This is a genomic window from Pseudomonas sp. W4I3 (assembly GCF_030816195.1).
Lineage (GTDB): Bacteria > Pseudomonadota > Gammaproteobacteria > Pseudomonadales > Pseudomonadaceae > Aquipseudomonas.
Window position 1 is genome coordinate 2,313,118 of sequence record NZ_JAUSXS010000001.1, and the last position, 14,924, is coordinate 2,328,041.

A 14,924-nucleotide genomic window follows, 5' to 3' on the forward strand; every position below is an offset into this window, starting at 1 on the left:
AATAGCTGTTCATAAGGAGAGCTGACGTTGAAATGGGGTGAGTAGTTTTCAGCGTAAGTTATACGAAATTTAGGAGTGAGCGCATGGCAACCGTGGTAGGTTTTATCAGTGAGAAAGGAGGCGTTGGTAAAACTACGTCGTGTTATCACGTAGCTGTTGCGTTGAATCGTTACCACGGTAAAAGAGTACTGGTGATTGATGCGGATTATCAGCGTGGAGGGATTTCTGGCAGGTTTTTCCCGGATTTAATTGAAGATTTCGGTACCGTAAATCCAATAGGCTCTACGTTGTACCAGAAATTTCAACAGCTATATAGTGCTACGATTCAGACCTCTGATATAGATATCGTGCAATTTGCTGATGGGCTTGATTTGGCGCCGGCTGACTTTCGGTTGTCTACAGTCTCGGTAAATAAGCTTCCAAGCACAAATAATATTAGAGAAAATAATTTTTCTCTGCTTGCGCACATGAAGACGATTGATTTGGTATTGCGTCCGCTTCGTGATCAATATGATTATGTATTGATAGATTCTCATCCTGAAATTTCAGATGTTTTAAAGTCTATAATATACGCTTCGCACTACTGTGTTTCTCCTGTTAAGTTGGACAGACAGTCTGCAATTGGCGTTGCTTCAGTTATGGCTGAGATTTTAAATGTCAATTCAGATATAGCTATGATTAGAAGCGCTTTGAGTATAGAGGATGATTATCAAGATACTGTTTTCTCGGGCGCAATCGGGATGATGGCGAGAGAGTATGCAGAGGTTTTGAAATATTCGGAGCATTCCGAGTACAACCTTCTAAGAAGATCCGGGCCAGTGTTTGAGACCTATGTTACTGAGGGAGATGGATTGAGGATGGCTGCTGCGACCAGGCAGGCTGTTTATGATGTCGTCGGAGCTAATGCTACTAAACAAGCTCAGCAGTTTCGTGACTTAACAGTTGAATTTATGCGGATATGTCCATGATTGATCTAGCGCAATTAATTTCTTGGCTTGGTGTCGAAGGGGCGCAAGCTGGTTTAGATAAAAGTGATTTAACGATATCTGAAATTTTGGATCTGATGCCGGGAGATAAGATTCCTGTAAATAGCAAAATGCGACGACTTGAAGTCATTGATATGGTCATTGATTTTAAGCGCAAGGAGCTATATAAAACACCAGAAGAACTCATGGATATGGATATCGATGCATTGAAGTTGTATTTCTCGGACTATAGGTTTACTAGGCAGGAACTTTTGACCTTGCTTGAAGCATTGGATATTCGGCCGAGCGGAGAGGCGCGGAAAAAATTGAATGACTTTGCCGCTCGAGAGATAAGCGAGATAGGCCGCTTTAGGCGTGTGGCTCATGGAAAGACTCAAGTTGATAGCGCGCGGACGAAATGAGCTTGGCGTGGCAGTCTGATTTTTATTGCTGACTAGATTGCACGATGTGATGAGAGGCTTCTTAGAGGGGGCTTCTCTTTTTTTATACGGAGCTGGTTTTTTTGCTGTGCTCAACTTTTTTTGGTTTTACTAGGTGTCATGGGTGGTGTTGCAGTGTCTAAGTGGTCGTGTATCTAATTACGAGTATTCTGCTAGCATAGATTGGGTATGTATCAAAAAATATTATCCAGTTAGAAATCTCACATGAAAGTTATGTTTTTGTTTTATTGGCTTGTGAAAGTTTTGCTCAACACGGCCATCTCCTGGGTCGGGAAATTTCAGAGTGTGCGGCAGTGATTTATTAATTTTTTGTAAGTTGCTCAAAAGCCTTTTGTATAAGTTGGAATAACTGCGTATCCCCTCCTTTGTCTGGATGAACGCGCTGGCGTAGTGATCTATACCTTTTTTTTAGTTCTTCGGGCTGAGGTGTATTGGCAAATCCAAATATTTCGTAATTTCTTACGGAGCTGTTTGAATTTTGAGCGTGGGATGAATTACGTCTTAGGCCTTCGTTTTCGCTGTACAGTTCGTCGCAAGCTTTCTGAAGTCGAGTGATCTCTTGTCGAAGTCTATTAATTTCAAGCTTCTCATTTTCTTTAAATATTTCCACTGCGCGTAATGGAGTAGGGGCCCAAATTTCACTACAAGCTATGAAACCTTGATCATACAACGCATTAAGTTCGTCGCTGATAAAGCTGTACGCTCCTTTTGGGATTGCGAGAATTATTTCCTCTTTTCGTATTAATGTATGTAGGTATGAACGTGCAAACACAATTTTTCTCGCTAAAAAGTTGATGTGCTATCTCATGGGTGCTTTTGACGAGTATGCGGATGTATTATCGGCTAATAGCATCGGCAAACGCAAATGTGCCAAACATAACGTATATTTCAGCAACACCTGTCGCCTGAAAACAAGGAGCCTGCGACGCGAAACGAATTCTTGCTGTGGACTTTAAAAATAGCGAGCCCCTATTCATCGTCGTACAGCGGGAGTTGCTCAACTCCGAGCCGCGCGTAGGGGCAAAAATGGGGTAAACCATACGCCAATCTATGCTATCCAATGGCAATTAAGCAGTCGCCTGCATACGCGCATTACAGCATGCAACTATGGGCTTTTCCTCAAAATCGCCCGCATACCCTTATATAATAGGGGGTGCTTTTTCAGAGACGATTGGTTCGTAGCTTCGCAGGCCCTGCTTGATGTGCCCAGCGTTTTCGTCGATCACGAATAGCACACCACGTACGTTACTAGCAACCTCATCCAAGCCTTGCTTCTCGATTTGGAGAGTCAATTCCATCAGAGCAGCTTCTAACGCGAGCTGATTCTCATACAGTCGTTCGAGCAAATCCGCGAGTTAGTATTCCCCTGATATGTGTGCAACCTCGTCGAAAAGGTCTAAGCATAGCAGCGGTCTACCAAATTGTTGCTCGCTTATAAATTGCTACGACACCAGCCGCTCAATTGACGGCAAGCGACGTTGGCGGTGGTTTTGGGGAAGGCTATGTCCAATCCATCATGGGGGCGACGGAGAAGCGGCGGGAGAGTGGGGAGTTTTGTAAGGACATGGGAGCTTGAGTCAGCGAGGCGAATGGCGCGCAGTTATCAGGAACGGATCTTGGGTGCCGAAGAGGCAAGTTTTGCGCGCATTGCCACTCGAACGAGGACCTTGCCGCGTGTGGAATACGCCAAGGATCTGCAGTCGATCGCCCCGCATTTTATACGGGATCAGATAGGACCAGTTCGGAACTACCCATTCGCGGGTATATTTCACCCGGCCTTAGCGTCCCTTGGAAGAGAACTGAGCCAGTCTGTCGACGCTGGCGAAAATGGCATCCGAGAAGTCGTCAGCGGCTTTGGATTTTCGAGAGCGATGTAGTTCGCTTCGTCTTCCAGATTTTTGAGTGCTTTTTCAAGCCACTCAACCTGCATTCCGGCTCCAGCGCCTAGCGCGCATGGCCGCCACTTGGTCATCGGTGGCGAATTTGCCTTCGTCGGTGTCTTTTACCGCCAGTTCGATCTGAGCGGTCAGCTTTTTTTCATGCTCGATGTAGTCGCGAAGAACGCCCATCGCCAAGGCGTTCGCAGTCTGGCCAGTGGTTTTGGCGAGGTCGGCGAGGGAATTGGATAGGTCTTCCGGCAGATTTAAAGATATTCCAATCATGACAATCTCGATGATGGACAGTTGAGGCCATCTTATCACCGTGGAGCACTGAGTTGGATCAGCAAGTCGTCGTGGGGTCTATCTGGGGGGATCGTTTGATTTCCTCTGCCAACTCAAAGCCAGAGGTATCGTGGTCTGATCCCGATATCGTGCCGATATCTTAAAAGTTTCCTAAATTTACTCTGATGTCTCATATTGTTTAATTGCGACGAAGAAAGCTAAAAATTCCGGAGTTGTCTTTCTTTTTTAATCCGTGGTCGGAGCAAATATCTTGCCAAGCTTGTTCTAAAACCTCACTAGCTTTTACGGATATTTTGTTTGCCAGCTCATTGATATTATCGCTGTCATTGGAATACTTAAGCGCTTTTATGATTTCTTCAATAAGGCGTGTGAGCTCATTTGATGATTCTTTTTTTCTATCAAGCATTAGTTCAATTGTAGTTTGTAAAAAGATTATTTCACTATAGATTTCATCTGACGAAGGGCTTTTAAGGAAACTTGTATCAGAGCTTAGTTTTGAGTGAAGCAATGCAAGTTTAGCCATAAGTTCTGAGATTTTAGATCGTAAATTATTTAGCCAGTCATGTCTGAAGTTTGCTACGTTAGATCGGATTTGACTACGTTGGGTTGTGCTTGCTAGCCAAGCAATCGTTATGCCTACAATAATTGTGGCGCCTACAGCTGGCCAGTCTGTATCTGTTTCAATCTTAATTCCGCTTTTTGCAGCCACAACTAGCGTTTGTGCTTCTGTAGTTGTAGGTTTTTCTAATTGTGGCAGTCCGCCGATATTGATGTTTATACTTTGGTCTTTAGTGTTAGTGCTTTGGTTTTTGTTGTGGCTTATTCGACTATTATCGATGTTGCCTTCAGAGGCTGGGATTGAGCATTTAGCTTCATTTGTTAATGTGGAATTTTTTTAAAAGGTAAAGTAACTGAGCTACTGGAAGGGGAGCATCCATTCATTGAAAAGCCTGCATTTCTATAGATAATTAAAGTGAGAACTGTTGGTGCGCAATGATATCATAATGATATCTTTATCGTGCCAAGATATCACTAAGAAACTTCCCACACTTTTCTCAGCTTGCCCCTAAGACCACCCCTAGCTAACCTCCTCAAGCCGCTGTCAATTCAGCGGCCGGATGTGGAAGTCCGACCAAGCTGAAGGCGCTCAATCGCCCATAAACACCTACCGGCGTTTTTTTACGTCTGTATGATTGCTTATGGCGGCTGTGCGCGGGGCACTTCGGTGCGCCGGGTCCTTTAGCCCTGGTCTTCCACACCTGCGTACAGCTGCCACCCCTCATGTGGAAGTGAGATAGGCAGTTCCTTAAACGCTAAAGGAGCTTCGCCATGTACAAGGTCACACCTAATCCGCCTTACGCTTCAAACGCTGCATCTTCTGATCCCAAGTTTCAAGCCGCCGCCCAGCGGGCAATCCATCATCACTTGCCCCCATCCGACGACGTAGCGCCCGCCGAGCGTCCAATCGTCAACCTCTTCCTAGTCGACCCCACCATCGACCCCGAAACCCTCCTGGCCAACGCCGCCGAAAACCTCGCCTCTGCCAACGAAATGGCCGCCGCCCTGGCGTTCGACCTGGACGCCTCCCAACGCGCCATCGCCCTGGGCATTCAGCAGTTAATCGAGTTGAGTTCGCTGCTCGTAGACCGAGCCCAAGAGCAAGTCGCGCCTGTAACCGACGCGGCCAGAGCCTGACAACCCAACCCTGCCGCCTTACCCCAAGGCGGCAACCTGAACCCATGCTGTCCCGCAGCAAAGTTTCATAATTCCCTGCGCCGTTGAGGTCTACGATTCCCCGCAAGAGAGGACCCCAGCGCCTCCAGCCCACAGGGAACTGAGACCATGATTTCGAACCTCGTCAAAGTCGTGATGATCACCGGCACGTTGTTGTTGAGCGCTTGTTCATCTTCACCGGCCGTGAGCAGCGACCCATGCTTCTCAGGCGGATGCCAGGCATTCGGCGACCACAGCCCCAGCAAAGCCGCCAAGATGAGTTTTGGCGGCAGCGGGCTGGGCAGCAGTTATGGGGAGTATGGGTCGGGGTTGTTGCATGATGATTGAGGGTGGTGAGGCAGTCACTGGTGTGGTGACTGGCTCATTGCTATCAGGGGCAAGCCCCTCCCACATGGGATCTATGATCGGCGCGAAACGTGTGGCGTTAGTTGCCACCCTTCATACGGCGCGCGATCAGGTAGAGGCCCAGTCCGATCAGCGCCGTTACCGCGCCGATGTAGCCGGTGCTGGTCCAGCCAAACCCTGCCGTAATCGCCATCCCGCCAAACCACGGCCCCAGCGCATTCGCCAGGTTGAACGCGGCGTGGTTGGACGCCGCCGCCAGGCTCGGGGCTTCGTGGGCGATGTCCATCAGGCGGATTTGTAACGGCGCCGCCAAGGCGATCATGGTGCCGACCAGGCCGATGCCCAGCAGTACGCTCCACAGGGCGCTGGCGGCGAAGGTGAAGAAGATCAGCACGGCCATCGACCACACCAGAATCCAGCCCACGGCGCGAAATTGCATGCGGTCAAACAGTTTGCCGCCGGCGATGTTGCCGATAATGCCGCCCATGCCAAACGCGGCGAGGCCGAAGGGGATCCATTGCGGCGAGACTTTGGTCACTTCCAGCAGGGTTGGTGCCAGGTAGCTGAACACGCAGAACATGCCGGCAAACCCGATCGCGCCTATGGACAGCGCCATCCACACTTGGGGTTTGGTGAAGGCGCGCATTTCCTTGCGCGGGTCGCTGCGTTCTTCATCGTGGCGGTGCGGGACGAATTGCCAGACCAGGGCAATGGTGCACAGGGCGATGACGCTGACCAGCGCGAACGCCGAGCGCCAGCCCAGGTGTTGGCCGAGGAAGGTGGCGATGGGGTTGCCCAGCAGCATGGCCAGGGTCAGGCCCATCATCACCCGGGCCACGGCGCCAGCGCGTTTGTCGCTGGGTACCATGCTGGAGGCGACCACGGCGGCGATGCCGAAGTAGGCGCCGTGGGGCAGGCCGCTGATAAAGCGGAAGGCCACCAGTGAGCCGAAGCTGGGGGTGAAGGCGGTGGCGAGGTTGCCCAACGCGTAAAGGCCCATCAGCAATAACAGCATGTGTTTGCGCAGCAGTTTGGCGCCGAGGATGGCCAGCAGCGGGGCGCCGACCATCACGCCCAGGGCATAGGCGCTGATGGCGTGGCCGACTTGCGGTTCGCTCAAGCCCAGGTTCTGGGCGATGTCGGGCATCAGGCCCATGATGGCGAATTCGCCGGTGCCGATTGCGAACGCGCCCACGGCCATGGCCGCTTCCATTTTGGCGGCACTGCGCGCGGGCAACACGTGCCCGGGTGTTTGCTGGATAGACATGGATTGCTCTATTGGATGAGGTGCACGAAAGACAGTCGCCGATGCTACGCATGGGACGGTGAGGGTGTCTAGAACAGCCAGGTCCAGCAGAGTTCCAGGCCTGTGACCTCACGTCGCGGCTGGCCGCCTTGACACCTGCGCGATAAAACCCGCGATTTAGCGGTGTCAATTGGCCAAACGGCGCATAAACGCGGTTTGGCGTGATATTCTGCGCGCCGTCCTGGTCTAGTCTTTCCCTGGTGCGTACACCCGTATACGTCCCAGCGGTTGGCTGTCGCCCAGGTAGCTGAAGCCAATAATGATAAGAAGTCAGCGCAGAAGGGACATAACAGTGAGGTCGATCCATCGGCCTTGTGTGCCCACCCTGCGGTCCTCATGTGAATGCGTAGACCCCGCGGTACGTTGCCTGACGTAGCGTGATCGAGGGTCGCCCATGATCAGGGGCGGTGGGGCGGATGGCGTTTTATCATAGGTGCTACTGATGTTTAAGAAAGTAAACACTGCCCTGCTGGGGCTGGCTTTGTCGATGGGGATCACGTCCGTTCATGCGGAAGAGGCAAAGAAAGTCGATGTGCTGCTGATCGGCGGCGGCATCATGAGTGCGACCCTGGGTGTCTGGCTCAACGAGCTGGAACCGGACTGGTCGATGGAAATGGTCGAGCGCCTTGATGGCGTGGCCGAAGAAAGCTCCAACGGCTGGAACAACGCGGGTACCGGTCACTCGGCCCTGGCTGAGCTGAACTACACCCCGGAAGACAAGAACGGCAACGTTGAGATCCCCAAAGCGGTCGAGATCAACGAAGCATTCCAGATTTCCCGTCAGTTCTGGTCCTGGCAGGTCCAGCAGGGCGTGCTGAAGAACCCGCGTTCGTTCATCAACTCCACGCCGCACATGAGCTTCGTGTGGGGCGATGACAACATCAAGTTCCTGAAAAAGCGCTACGAAGCCCTGAAGGCCAGCCCGCTGTTCGCTGGCATGCAGTATTCCGAAGACCCGGCGCAGATCGCCAAGTGGGTTCCGCTGATGATGGAAGGGCGTGACCCGAACCAGAAAATCGCGGCCACCTGGACCCCGATCGGCACTGACGTGAACTTCGGCGAGATCACCCGCCAGTTCGTTGCCCACCTGCAAACCACCCCTAAGTTCGACCTGAAACTGTCGAGCGAAGTGCAGGACATCACCCGTAACGACGACGGTTCGTGGCGCGTGAGCTACAAGAACCTTAAGGACGGTACCAAGACTGAAACCGACGCCAAGTTCGTGTTCATCGGCGCCGGCGGCGGTGCCCTGCACCTGCTGCAAAAGTCCGGTATTCCTGAAGCCAAGGAATACGCCGGGTTCCCAGTGGGTGGTTCGTTCCTGGTGACCGATAACCCAACCATCGCCGAGCAGCACCTGGCCAAGGCCTACGGCAAGGCATCGGTCGGTTCGCCGCCAATGTCGGTGCCTCACCTGGACACCCGCGTGCTGGATGGCAAGCGCGTGATCCTGTTTGGCCCATTCGCGACCTTCTCCACCAAGTTCCTCAAAGAAGGCTCGTACCTGGACCTGCTGACCAGCACCACCACCCACAACATCTGGCCAATGACCAAAGTCGGTATTCGTGAATACCCACTGGTCGAGTACCTTGCCGGCCAACTGATGCTGTCCGATGACGACCGCTTCAAGGCGCTGCAAGAGTACTTCCCGAACGCCAAGCAGTCCGACTGGCGCCTGTGGCAAGCCGGCCAGCGTGTGCAGATCATCAAGCGTGACGAAGAGCAGGGCGGCGTCCTGAAACTCGGTACCGAAGTGGTCAGCTCCGCCGACAACTCGATGGCAGGCCTGCTGGGTGCATCGCCAGGCGCGTCCACCGCGGCTCCGATCATGCTGACCGTGCTGCAGAAAGTCTTCAAGGACAAGGTTGCAAGCCCGGCCTGGCAGGAAAAGCTGCACCAGATCGTGCCAAGCTACGGCACCAAACTGAACGACAGCCCTGAAGCTGTTGCCAAGGAATGGGCTTACACGGCCGGTGTGCTGCAACTGACCCCACCGCCAGCGATCCCGCAACTGGCTGCTCCACAGGCCACCGAGGCTGCCAAGCCTGCGGCTGAGCCAAGCAAGCCGGCGTCTGATCTGGCGCTGTAAGCAACGCTCAAGTAAAAGCCCGCTGAACCGGTGACGGTCAGCGGGCTTTTTTGTGCGCGGCGTTCAGACCCGGAAGTGCCTGACTTGCTCGTACAGGTGCAAGGCCAGCGCATTGGCGGTGTCGCACATCAGATACAGATGCTGCGCGGGCAGTGCCGGCAGTTCTGTGACGTGCCTCAGCCCTTCACCCATGCGGCTTTGCTCCATCAGGCCGGCAGCCACACCGCTGCGCACGCAGGCTTCTACCGCCGAAGAGTTGGGGCTTTCCAGCAGCACCCGGTGATAAATCCCGTGGTCTTTCAACGCCTGTAACGCCGCCGCACGGTACGGGCAACCCGCGATTGGCACGGTGATGGGTAGCGGCGCGTTTGGCGGGTAATCGAAGTGCTCGGCGGCGACCCACAGCGGTTGCACGGGGCCCAAGCGCTCACCCTGCGCCAGCGGCTGTGCGCTGACGGTGATGGTCAGGTCCAGTTGGTTTGCCATGAACAGGTTCAACAGTTCGCCACTGGTGCGCGCCTCGATTTCCAGCTCCAGCAGCGGGTTGTCGGCGATCAGCCGTGGCACAAACTCCTGGATGAAGGCGGGGGCATAGGTGTCGGGCACGCCCAGGCGGATCTTGCCCTGCATGCGCTGGGGCATCAGCGAGATCAGCAGGCGGTCGTGGCTTTTTAGAAACTCGGTGGTTTCGCCCAACAGCTTTTTGCCGTACAGCGTCAGGTCTACCCCCTGATTGCTGCGGCTGAACAGGCGTTGGCCGACCTGGTCTTCCAGTTTCTGGATTTGCGTCGTCACGGTGGAAGCGCTGCGATGCACATGCTCGGCCGCTTCGTTGAAGCGGCCAAAGCGCGCCACGGCGTGAAAGGTGCGCAAGAGATCGATATTCAGCTGTTTGGCCATGATTCTATTTATTCGGATTGATGGTGCGGGTTATTCAAATATACAGAAGCGTCCTCCTTCCTTAGCCTTGAAGTCAACCTACAAGGGCTGGAGGCTGCATGAAGCGATCAACGCTGGGATTGCTGCTGTTGCAAGTGGCGTTTGTGCTGTCGTGGAGTTCGGGCTATATCGGCGCGAAGCTGGGTACCCAGGGCGGCGGTGCGTTCAACCTGCTGTTCTGGCGATTCCTGCTGGTGTCGCTATGCCTGGGGGTGTTCCTGAACGTCAGGCTGTTGAAGGTGTCATGGGCGCAGGTCCGCCATTACGCGGTTGTCGGCTGCCTGTCGCAGTTTTTGTACCTGAGCTGCCTCTATGTGGCGATTCAGAACGGTTTGCCGCCGGGTATTGCCGCGATCATCGCAGCCTTGCAGCCGTTGATGACAGCAGCCTTGTCGGCAGGCAGCGCCACTGAGCGCAGCGGCGGCTGGCAATGGCTGGGGCTGGTGATCAGCTTTGTCGGCGTGGGTATCGTGATCGCCGGGCAGTACAGCGACGGCGCAAAAGGGGTTGGCCTGCTCATGTATGGGTTGCCGCTGGTGTCGGCATTGGGGCTGACGCTGGCGACGCTGTACGAGCGTCGTTCGCCGCAGAGCCAGAATGCCGGTTTGCTGGTGCCGCTGTTTATCCAATCGCTGCTGACGTTGTTCGGCTTCACTGCCGCTGTGCTGTATACCGATACCTTGAGCATTCCCCATGACACCGACGTACGGGTGTCGATTGTGTGGTTGACGGTGTTTTCCACCTTTGCCGCCTATTTGAGCCTCTGGAAGCTGCTTCGCGTGATGACCGCTACCCAGGTTGCGGCGCTGGTTTATCTGGAGCCGCCGGTCACCCTGGTATGGGCGGCGCTGATGTTCGGCGACAGGATCCAGGCCTCGACCTACGTGGGCATCGCCGTCGTCATTACCGGTCTACTGCTGCTGCGCCTGAAGCGGCCGGCCGTCGCCTGCGCCTCTTGAGCCCTTAAGGTTCAGCAATCTGACAGACATCTCCTGTTAAAAATAACCCAAGCCCAGGCAGGAGCCAGGCTGGAACAAGGGGGGATTTCTTTCAGATACAGGTACAGGGCGATCACGCCCGAGGGTTTTGTATGTTGCTACGTTACGCGGCAATGGCGGCGGTGGTCGTCGCGGCATCCGGGTGTGTGCAAGAGCGTGTCGTGCATGAACGCAGGCCAGTACAGCATGACTATGTAGAAGTCGTGGCGCCGCAGCCGCCGCCGGTGCAGGTGATCGAAGTCGAGCCGGCGGTGCGCGAAGGCTATATCTGGTCACGCGGTTACTGGCGCTGGGAAGGCGGACGCTATGTGGCGGTACACGGACATTGGGAGCCGGTGCGCGAAGGCTATCGCTATGTGCATCCGCACTGGGTTCAGCACAACGATGGTTACCACTGGCAGGTCGGTGGCTGGGTGCGCTGACCGAGCGGCCTCTCCCCTTTGTAGGAGCGAGCTTGCTCGCGAAAAAACCACAGGCGCCGCGTGCTACCTGAATGTTCGCGTAATCGTTGGCGTTTCTCGCGAGCAAGCTCGCTCCTACAAAAGACGGCCTAGCCGATCCGCTTCATGCCCGCTGCCTTGGCTGCGTTGAGGTCGAAGGTAGCGGTGTACTCGCAGCCGGCGGCATGGGCGCAGCGTTCGATCAGGCAATCGGCGAAGTCAGCCTTGTTCGCAACAAACTTGCGCAGTGCCTGCCAGATGATATCGGCGTGCTCAACCGTGAGCTCGCGCGTATGCAACAGGGTTTCGAGCACCATCACCACATCGCTTTTGGCCGATTGGTAGCAGGACTGCAGTACCCACACCAACTCCACAATGGTCACCAGGCTGACAAAGCCCGGTGACGTGGCGGTCAACGATTCGATCAGATGCGACGCCTTGGCTGATTGAACCGGTTCATCCTGGGTGACGTAGCGCACCAGCACGTTCGTATCCAGCCCGATCATCCAGCCTTTGCTCCCTGTGCCGCGATGGCACGGTTCATGTCCTCGATGGACACGGCATGGGCAGGCTTGCGAATCAGCCCCTTGAGGTCTGCGACGGTTTTGCTCGCGGCGATCATGGAAAACTTGCCGTCTTCCATTTCGACGAACTCCACCCGGTCGCCTGTTTCCAGGCCCAGGGCCGTCCTGACCTGGACGGGGATGGTAATTTGCCCTTTTGAAGTAAGTGTGGCGGTAGCCATAATAAAGATCTCCATCGTGATATTCCTTACCCTAGGGTAAGGAATGACAGAGGACAATATCCGTTGGTCCATAGGTTGCTCGCAGAGGTGGGTTCGTGATTAGAACCCTAGTCTGGACTGGCGATTCCCACCCCTTCAGCCGTGCGCTAAACCGATACAAACTATGACTGAGCCCCGCTGGCTCACTGCACTACCCGGTAGCACGGCACATACGCTGCTCCGCCCGGCAATTTCATCCGATGCTGGGCGACGAATGCTTTCAACAGTTCATCCAGCGGCTTCATGATCGCCGGGTCACCGTGAATCTCGTACGGGCCGTTTTCTTCGATCAGGCGGATGCCTTTGTCCTTCACGTTACCCGCCACGATGCCCGAGAATGCGCGGCGCAGGTTGGCCGCCAGCTCATGGGGCGCCAGCGCATGGTTCAGTTGCAGGCTGGCCATGTTTTCGTGGGTCGGGTCGAAGGGGCGCTGGAAGCCTTCGTCAATCTTCAGCAGCCAGTTGAAGTGGAACGCGTCATTGCGCTCGCGACGGAACTGTTTCACCGCTTTGAGCCCGGCGGTCATCTGGCGCGCGACTTCAGCCGGGTCGTCGATGATGATCTGGTAGTGCTTCTGGGCCGCTTCGCCAAGGGTGGCGCCGACGAACGCGTGCAGTTGTTCCAGGTAAGGCGCCGCATGTTTGGGCCCGGTAAGCACGACCGGGAACGGCAGGTCGCGGTTGTCCGGGTGCATCAGGATGCCCAGCAGGTAGAGGAATTCCTCGGCAGTGCCCGCGCCGCCGGGGAAGATAATGATGCCGTGGCCGACACGCACGAAGGCTTCGAGGCGTTTCTCGATGTCGGGCAGGATCACCAACTCGTTGACGATCGGGTTTGGCGCTTCGGCGGCGATGATGCCCGGCTCGGTCAGGCCCAGGTAGCGGCCGCTGGTGATGCGCTGTTTGGCGTGGGCGATGGTTGCGCCTTTCATCGGCCCTTTCATCACGCCGGGGCCGCAACCGGTGCACACGTCCAGGCTGCGCAGGCCCAGTTCGTGGCCGACTTTTTTGGTGTATTTGTATTCTTCGGTGTTGATGGAGTGGCCGCCCCAGCACACGACGATCTTCGGTTCGACGCCTGCGCGCAACGTACGGGCGTTGCGCAGCAGGTGGAACACGTAGTCGGTGATGCCTTGGGAGTCGCTCAGGTCGATGCGCTGGCTGCCCAGTTCGTTCTCGGTGTAGACGATGTCCCGCAGGGCGCTGAACAGCATTTCGCGGGTGCTGGCGATCATTTCGCCATCGACGAAGGCATCGGCTGGGGCGTTGAGCAGTTCCAGGCGTACGCCACGGTCCTGCTGGTGGATACGTACTTCGAAGTCTTTGTAGGCGTCGAGGATGGTCTTGGCGTTGTCGATATGTGCGCCGGTGTTGAGGATCGCCAGCGCGCACTGGCGGAACAGGGTGTAGATACTGCCGCTGCCGGCTTCACTCAGTTGCTGCACTTCACGTTGGGACAGGGTTTCGAGGCTGCCCTTGGGGCTGACGGAGGCATTGATCACATGACGTTGGGGCATTCTGATTCCTTGAAAGCACAGCCACCGCCGCCATTAAGGCGCGATGGCTTGAGAATGATGCGCGCCGTATAAGGTCGCACGAGACAGTTATTTACCTCAGGCGCAACGCCGAGCGCAAATACCGTCCAGCACCATCATGCCGCAGAACTCACTGGATCAGCTTCCAGTTTTTGTAGAAAACCCGACGCAGGGTAAACACCAGGCCGGCAAAGCCGGAGATCACGGCGTTCAACACGGAGGGGATGCGGCTCGGTCGCACGATATCGATGAACAGGCAGTAGCGTTTCGCGTCGTTCTTGTTGAAGGACGCATGCATCAATGTGTCATCGAAGATAAACAGCGGGTCGTTGTGCCAATAGTGCTTGTGCTTGCCCACCTGGATATACACACCCTCGTGGTGCGGTGCCGGTGCCATGTTGTAGAGCACGCGGAACATCATGCGCAGCGGGCCGAAATGGAAGGACGTCGAGCGGTTTTCGTTGAACACCGACACGCCGATGGTCTTCACAAACGGCAATTTCTTGCGCAGTTGCGGGATGTCCAGCGTGGTTTCGATCGGCCGACCATACCACTGGAAAAACAGCATGCCGCGTTTCTTCTCGGCCATGCGTTCGTCCAGGTAACTGATGATTTCTTCCTTGCGGGCCATGGCATCGTCGATCACCTGTTGCAAGTCTTCGCGCCAGGCGGGCGGCAGGTCGCGCATCGTGTAGACATGGCGGTTGCGGCTGCTCACCAGGTCGAACAGGGTATTGAATGGTGCCAGAATCCAGGTATTGCGGCCGTTGCCGATGAAATATTTCTTGATGGTGTCGCGGTCATAGAGGCCATTACGCAGGAAGTCATAAAGGCCGCAAAACACCACCAGCAGCAAAAAAACCAGGCTGGAACGCGGGAAACAGGCGATGAACAGTAAAACGCCGAGCACCCAGGCGAGGGAGATCAGCTTTTTACCAACGGCACTTTTGCTCATGAAACGCGGCTCCAACTTTGAAACATAATGAAACAATATGGTCATGATAAGGGTTTATGACGAGCGCAGGCGTTTTAAATAGTTCGAAAATTGTGAAGCCGCTGCACAATTTGTAACCGCGGCCAAGCATGACCTGGGTTGGGGTGGATTGAATTTTGAGAACGGAAGATTTGCGACTATCGTGACGCTT

The 14,924-nt window shown here is 54.9% G+C and carries 17 protein-coding genes and 1 pseudogene; 7 read left to right on the forward strand and 11 right to left on the reverse strand.

Annotation, left to right across the window (positions count from 1 at the left end; translation table 11 throughout):
- Positions 1 to 83 precede the first annotated feature (83 nt).
- Together QF045_RS10645 and QF045_RS10650 are read left to right on the forward strand one after the other, a co-directional pair.
- Entirely contained in the window at positions 84 to 968 is an 885-nt protein-coding gene (locus tag QF045_RS10645; protein WP_306492151.1) for a ParA family protein, read from the forward strand.
- Positions 965 to 1,387, forward strand: a complete 423-nt coding sequence (locus QF045_RS10650) for a hypothetical protein (RefSeq protein WP_306492152.1) — start codon at positions 965 to 967, stop codon at positions 1,385 to 1,387. The genes QF045_RS10645 and QF045_RS10650 overlap by 4 nt, the downstream gene beginning before the upstream one ends.
- Positions 1,388 to 1,727: 340 nt before the next feature.
- Here the strand turns inward: QF045_RS10650 and QF045_RS10655 are convergent, their stop codons facing one another.
- From QF045_RS10655 to QF045_RS10670, 5 genes and pseudogenes are all read right to left on the reverse strand, one after another.
- Positions 1,728 to 2,198, reverse strand: a complete 471-nt coding sequence (locus QF045_RS10655; protein WP_306492153.1) for a DnaJ domain-containing protein — start codon at positions 2,196 to 2,198, stop codon at positions 1,728 to 1,730.
- A gap of 367 nt (positions 2,199 to 2,565) precedes the next feature.
- On the reverse strand, positions 2,566 to 2,772 hold the full coding sequence (locus QF045_RS27720; protein WP_373424433.1) for a hypothetical protein: 207 nt from the start codon (positions 2,770 to 2,772) through the stop codon (positions 2,566 to 2,568).
- 309 nt (positions 2,773 to 3,081) lie between these two features.
- A pseudogene (locus tag QF045_RS10660) lies at positions 3,082 to 3,356 on the reverse strand (type II toxin-antitoxin system RelE/ParE family toxin); the annotation flags it as partial.
- On the reverse strand, positions 3,346 to 3,588 hold the full coding sequence (locus QF045_RS10665) for a CopG family ribbon-helix-helix protein (RefSeq protein ID WP_306492154.1): 243 nt from the start codon (positions 3,586 to 3,588) through the stop codon (positions 3,346 to 3,348). The pseudogene QF045_RS10660 and the gene QF045_RS10665, both read right to left, overlap by 11 nt.
- Before the next feature lie 199 nt (positions 3,589 to 3,787).
- Positions 3,788 to 4,318 carry a hypothetical protein gene (locus QF045_RS10670; RefSeq protein WP_306492155.1) on the reverse strand — a complete coding sequence of 177 codons (531 nt, stop codon included), beginning with the start codon at positions 4,316 to 4,318 and terminating at the stop codon, positions 3,788 to 3,790.
- A gap of 620 nt (positions 4,319 to 4,938) precedes the next feature.
- On the opposite strand from QF045_RS10670, the gene QF045_RS10675 reads away from it, so the two are divergent.
- Entirely contained in the window at positions 4,939 to 5,304 is a 366-nt protein-coding gene (locus QF045_RS10675; protein ID WP_306492156.1) for a DUF6124 family protein, read from the forward strand.
- A gap of 147 nt (positions 5,305 to 5,451) precedes the next feature.
- Complete coding sequence (locus QF045_RS10680; RefSeq protein WP_306492157.1) at positions 5,452 to 5,670, forward strand: hypothetical protein; 219 nt, start codon at positions 5,452 to 5,454, stop codon at positions 5,668 to 5,670.
- 97 nt (positions 5,671 to 5,767) lie between these two features.
- Here QF045_RS10680 and QF045_RS10685 read toward each other — a convergent pair whose 3' ends face one another.
- A complete protein-coding gene (locus QF045_RS10685) occupies positions 5,768 to 6,955 on the reverse strand; it encodes an MFS transporter (protein WP_306492158.1) in 1,188 nt (395 codons plus the stop codon).
- A 481-nt stretch (positions 6,956 to 7,436) separates the two neighbouring features.
- Here QF045_RS10685 and mqo point away from each other — a divergent pair, with 481 nt between their 5' ends.
- Complete coding sequence (gene mqo / locus QF045_RS10690) at positions 7,437 to 9,083, forward strand: malate dehydrogenase (quinone) (RefSeq protein ID WP_306492159.1); 1,647 nt, start codon at positions 7,437 to 7,439, stop codon at positions 9,081 to 9,083.
- A 63-nt stretch (positions 9,084 to 9,146) separates the two neighbouring features.
- On the opposite strand, the gene QF045_RS10695 is transcribed toward mqo, so the two are convergent.
- Positions 9,147 to 9,983: a LysR family transcriptional regulator gene (locus QF045_RS10695; RefSeq protein ID WP_306492160.1), complete on the reverse strand. Its 837-nt coding sequence runs from the start codon at positions 9,981 to 9,983 to the stop codon at positions 9,147 to 9,149.
- Between the two features lie 98 nt (positions 9,984 to 10,081).
- On the opposite strand from QF045_RS10695, the gene QF045_RS10700 reads away from it, so the two are divergent.
- Positions 10,082 to 10,981 (forward strand): DMT family transporter, encoded by a 900-nt coding sequence (locus QF045_RS10700; RefSeq protein WP_306492161.1) that lies wholly within the window; start codon positions 10,082 to 10,084, stop codon positions 10,979 to 10,981.
- A gap of 131 nt (positions 10,982 to 11,112) precedes the next feature.
- Positions 11,113 to 11,442, forward strand: coding sequence for a hypothetical protein (locus tag QF045_RS10705; RefSeq protein WP_306492162.1), 330 nt, complete (start codon positions 11,113 to 11,115; stop codon positions 11,440 to 11,442).
- A gap of 128 nt (positions 11,443 to 11,570) precedes the next feature.
- Here QF045_RS10705 and QF045_RS10710 read toward each other — a convergent pair whose 3' ends face one another.
- The 4 genes from QF045_RS10710 to QF045_RS10725 form a co-directional block, all read right to left on the reverse strand.
- Complete coding sequence (locus tag QF045_RS10710; protein WP_306492163.1) at positions 11,571 to 11,966, reverse strand: PIN domain-containing protein; 396 nt, start codon at positions 11,964 to 11,966, stop codon at positions 11,571 to 11,573.
- Positions 11,963 to 12,220, reverse strand: a complete 258-nt coding sequence (locus QF045_RS10715) for an AbrB/MazE/SpoVT family DNA-binding domain-containing protein (RefSeq protein WP_306492164.1) — start codon at positions 12,218 to 12,220, stop codon at positions 11,963 to 11,965. Before QF045_RS10715 ends, QF045_RS10710 begins: the two co-directional genes overlap by 4 nt.
- A gap of 167 nt (positions 12,221 to 12,387) precedes the next feature.
- Positions 12,388 to 13,761 (reverse strand): nucleotide 5'-monophosphate nucleosidase PpnN, encoded by a 1,374-nt coding sequence (ppnN, locus tag QF045_RS10720; protein WP_306492165.1) that lies wholly within the window; start codon positions 13,759 to 13,761, stop codon positions 12,388 to 12,390.
- 148 nt (positions 13,762 to 13,909) lie between these two features.
- Positions 13,910 to 14,734 carry an aspartyl/asparaginyl beta-hydroxylase domain-containing protein gene (locus QF045_RS10725; RefSeq protein WP_306492166.1) on the reverse strand — a complete coding sequence of 275 codons (825 nt, stop codon included), beginning with the start codon at positions 14,732 to 14,734 and terminating at the stop codon, positions 13,910 to 13,912.
- Positions 14,735 to 14,924: the final 190 nt, after the last annotated feature.

What these genes read in the sequence shown, in the direction of transcription:
- QF045_RS10685 (WP_306492158.1), bottom strand. Translation starts at nt 6,955, where the DNA reads ATGTCTATCCAGCAAACACCCGGGCACGTGTTGCCCGCGCGCAGTGCC.
- QF045_RS10705 (WP_306492162.1), top strand. Translation starts at nt 11,113, where the DNA reads ATGTTGCTACGTTACGCGGCAATGGCGGCGGTGGTCGTCGCGGCATCC.
- QF045_RS10675 (WP_306492156.1), top strand. Translation starts at nt 4,939, where the DNA reads ATGTACAAGGTCACACCTAATCCGCCTTACGCTTCAAACGCTGCATCT.
- QF045_RS10645 (WP_306492151.1), top strand. Translation starts at nt 84, where the DNA reads ATGGCAACCGTGGTAGGTTTTATCAGTGAGAAAGGAGGCGTTGGTAAA.
- QF045_RS10680 (WP_306492157.1), top strand. Translation starts at nt 5,452, where the DNA reads ATGATTTCGAACCTCGTCAAAGTCGTGATGATCACCGGCACGTTGTTG.
- ppnN (WP_306492165.1), bottom strand. Translation starts at nt 13,761, where the DNA reads ATGCCCCAACGTCATGTGATCAATGCCTCCGTCAGCCCCAAGGGCAGC.
- QF045_RS10650 (WP_306492152.1), top strand. Translation starts at nt 965, where the DNA reads ATGATTGATCTAGCGCAATTAATTTCTTGGCTTGGTGTCGAAGGGGCG.
- QF045_RS10700 (WP_306492161.1), top strand. Translation starts at nt 10,082, where the DNA reads ATGAAGCGATCAACGCTGGGATTGCTGCTGTTGCAAGTGGCGTTTGTG.
- mqo (WP_306492159.1), top strand. Translation starts at nt 7,437, where the DNA reads ATGTTTAAGAAAGTAAACACTGCCCTGCTGGGGCTGGCTTTGTCGATG.
- QF045_RS10715 (WP_306492164.1), bottom strand. Translation starts at nt 12,220, where the DNA reads ATGGAGATCTTTATTATGGCTACCGCCACACTTACTTCAAAAGGGCAA.
- QF045_RS10725 (WP_306492166.1), bottom strand. Translation starts at nt 14,734, where the DNA reads ATGAGCAAAAGTGCCGTTGGTAAAAAGCTGATCTCCCTCGCCTGGGTG.
- QF045_RS10695 (WP_306492160.1), bottom strand. Translation starts at nt 9,983, where the DNA reads ATGGCCAAACAGCTGAATATCGATCTCTTGCGCACCTTTCACGCCGTG.
- QF045_RS10665 (WP_306492154.1), bottom strand. Translation starts at nt 3,588, where the DNA reads ATGATTGGAATATCTTTAAATCTGCCGGAAGACCTATCCAATTCCCTC.
- QF045_RS10710 (WP_306492163.1), bottom strand. Translation starts at nt 11,966, where the DNA reads ATGATCGGGCTGGATACGAACGTGCTGGTGCGCTACGTCACCCAGGAT.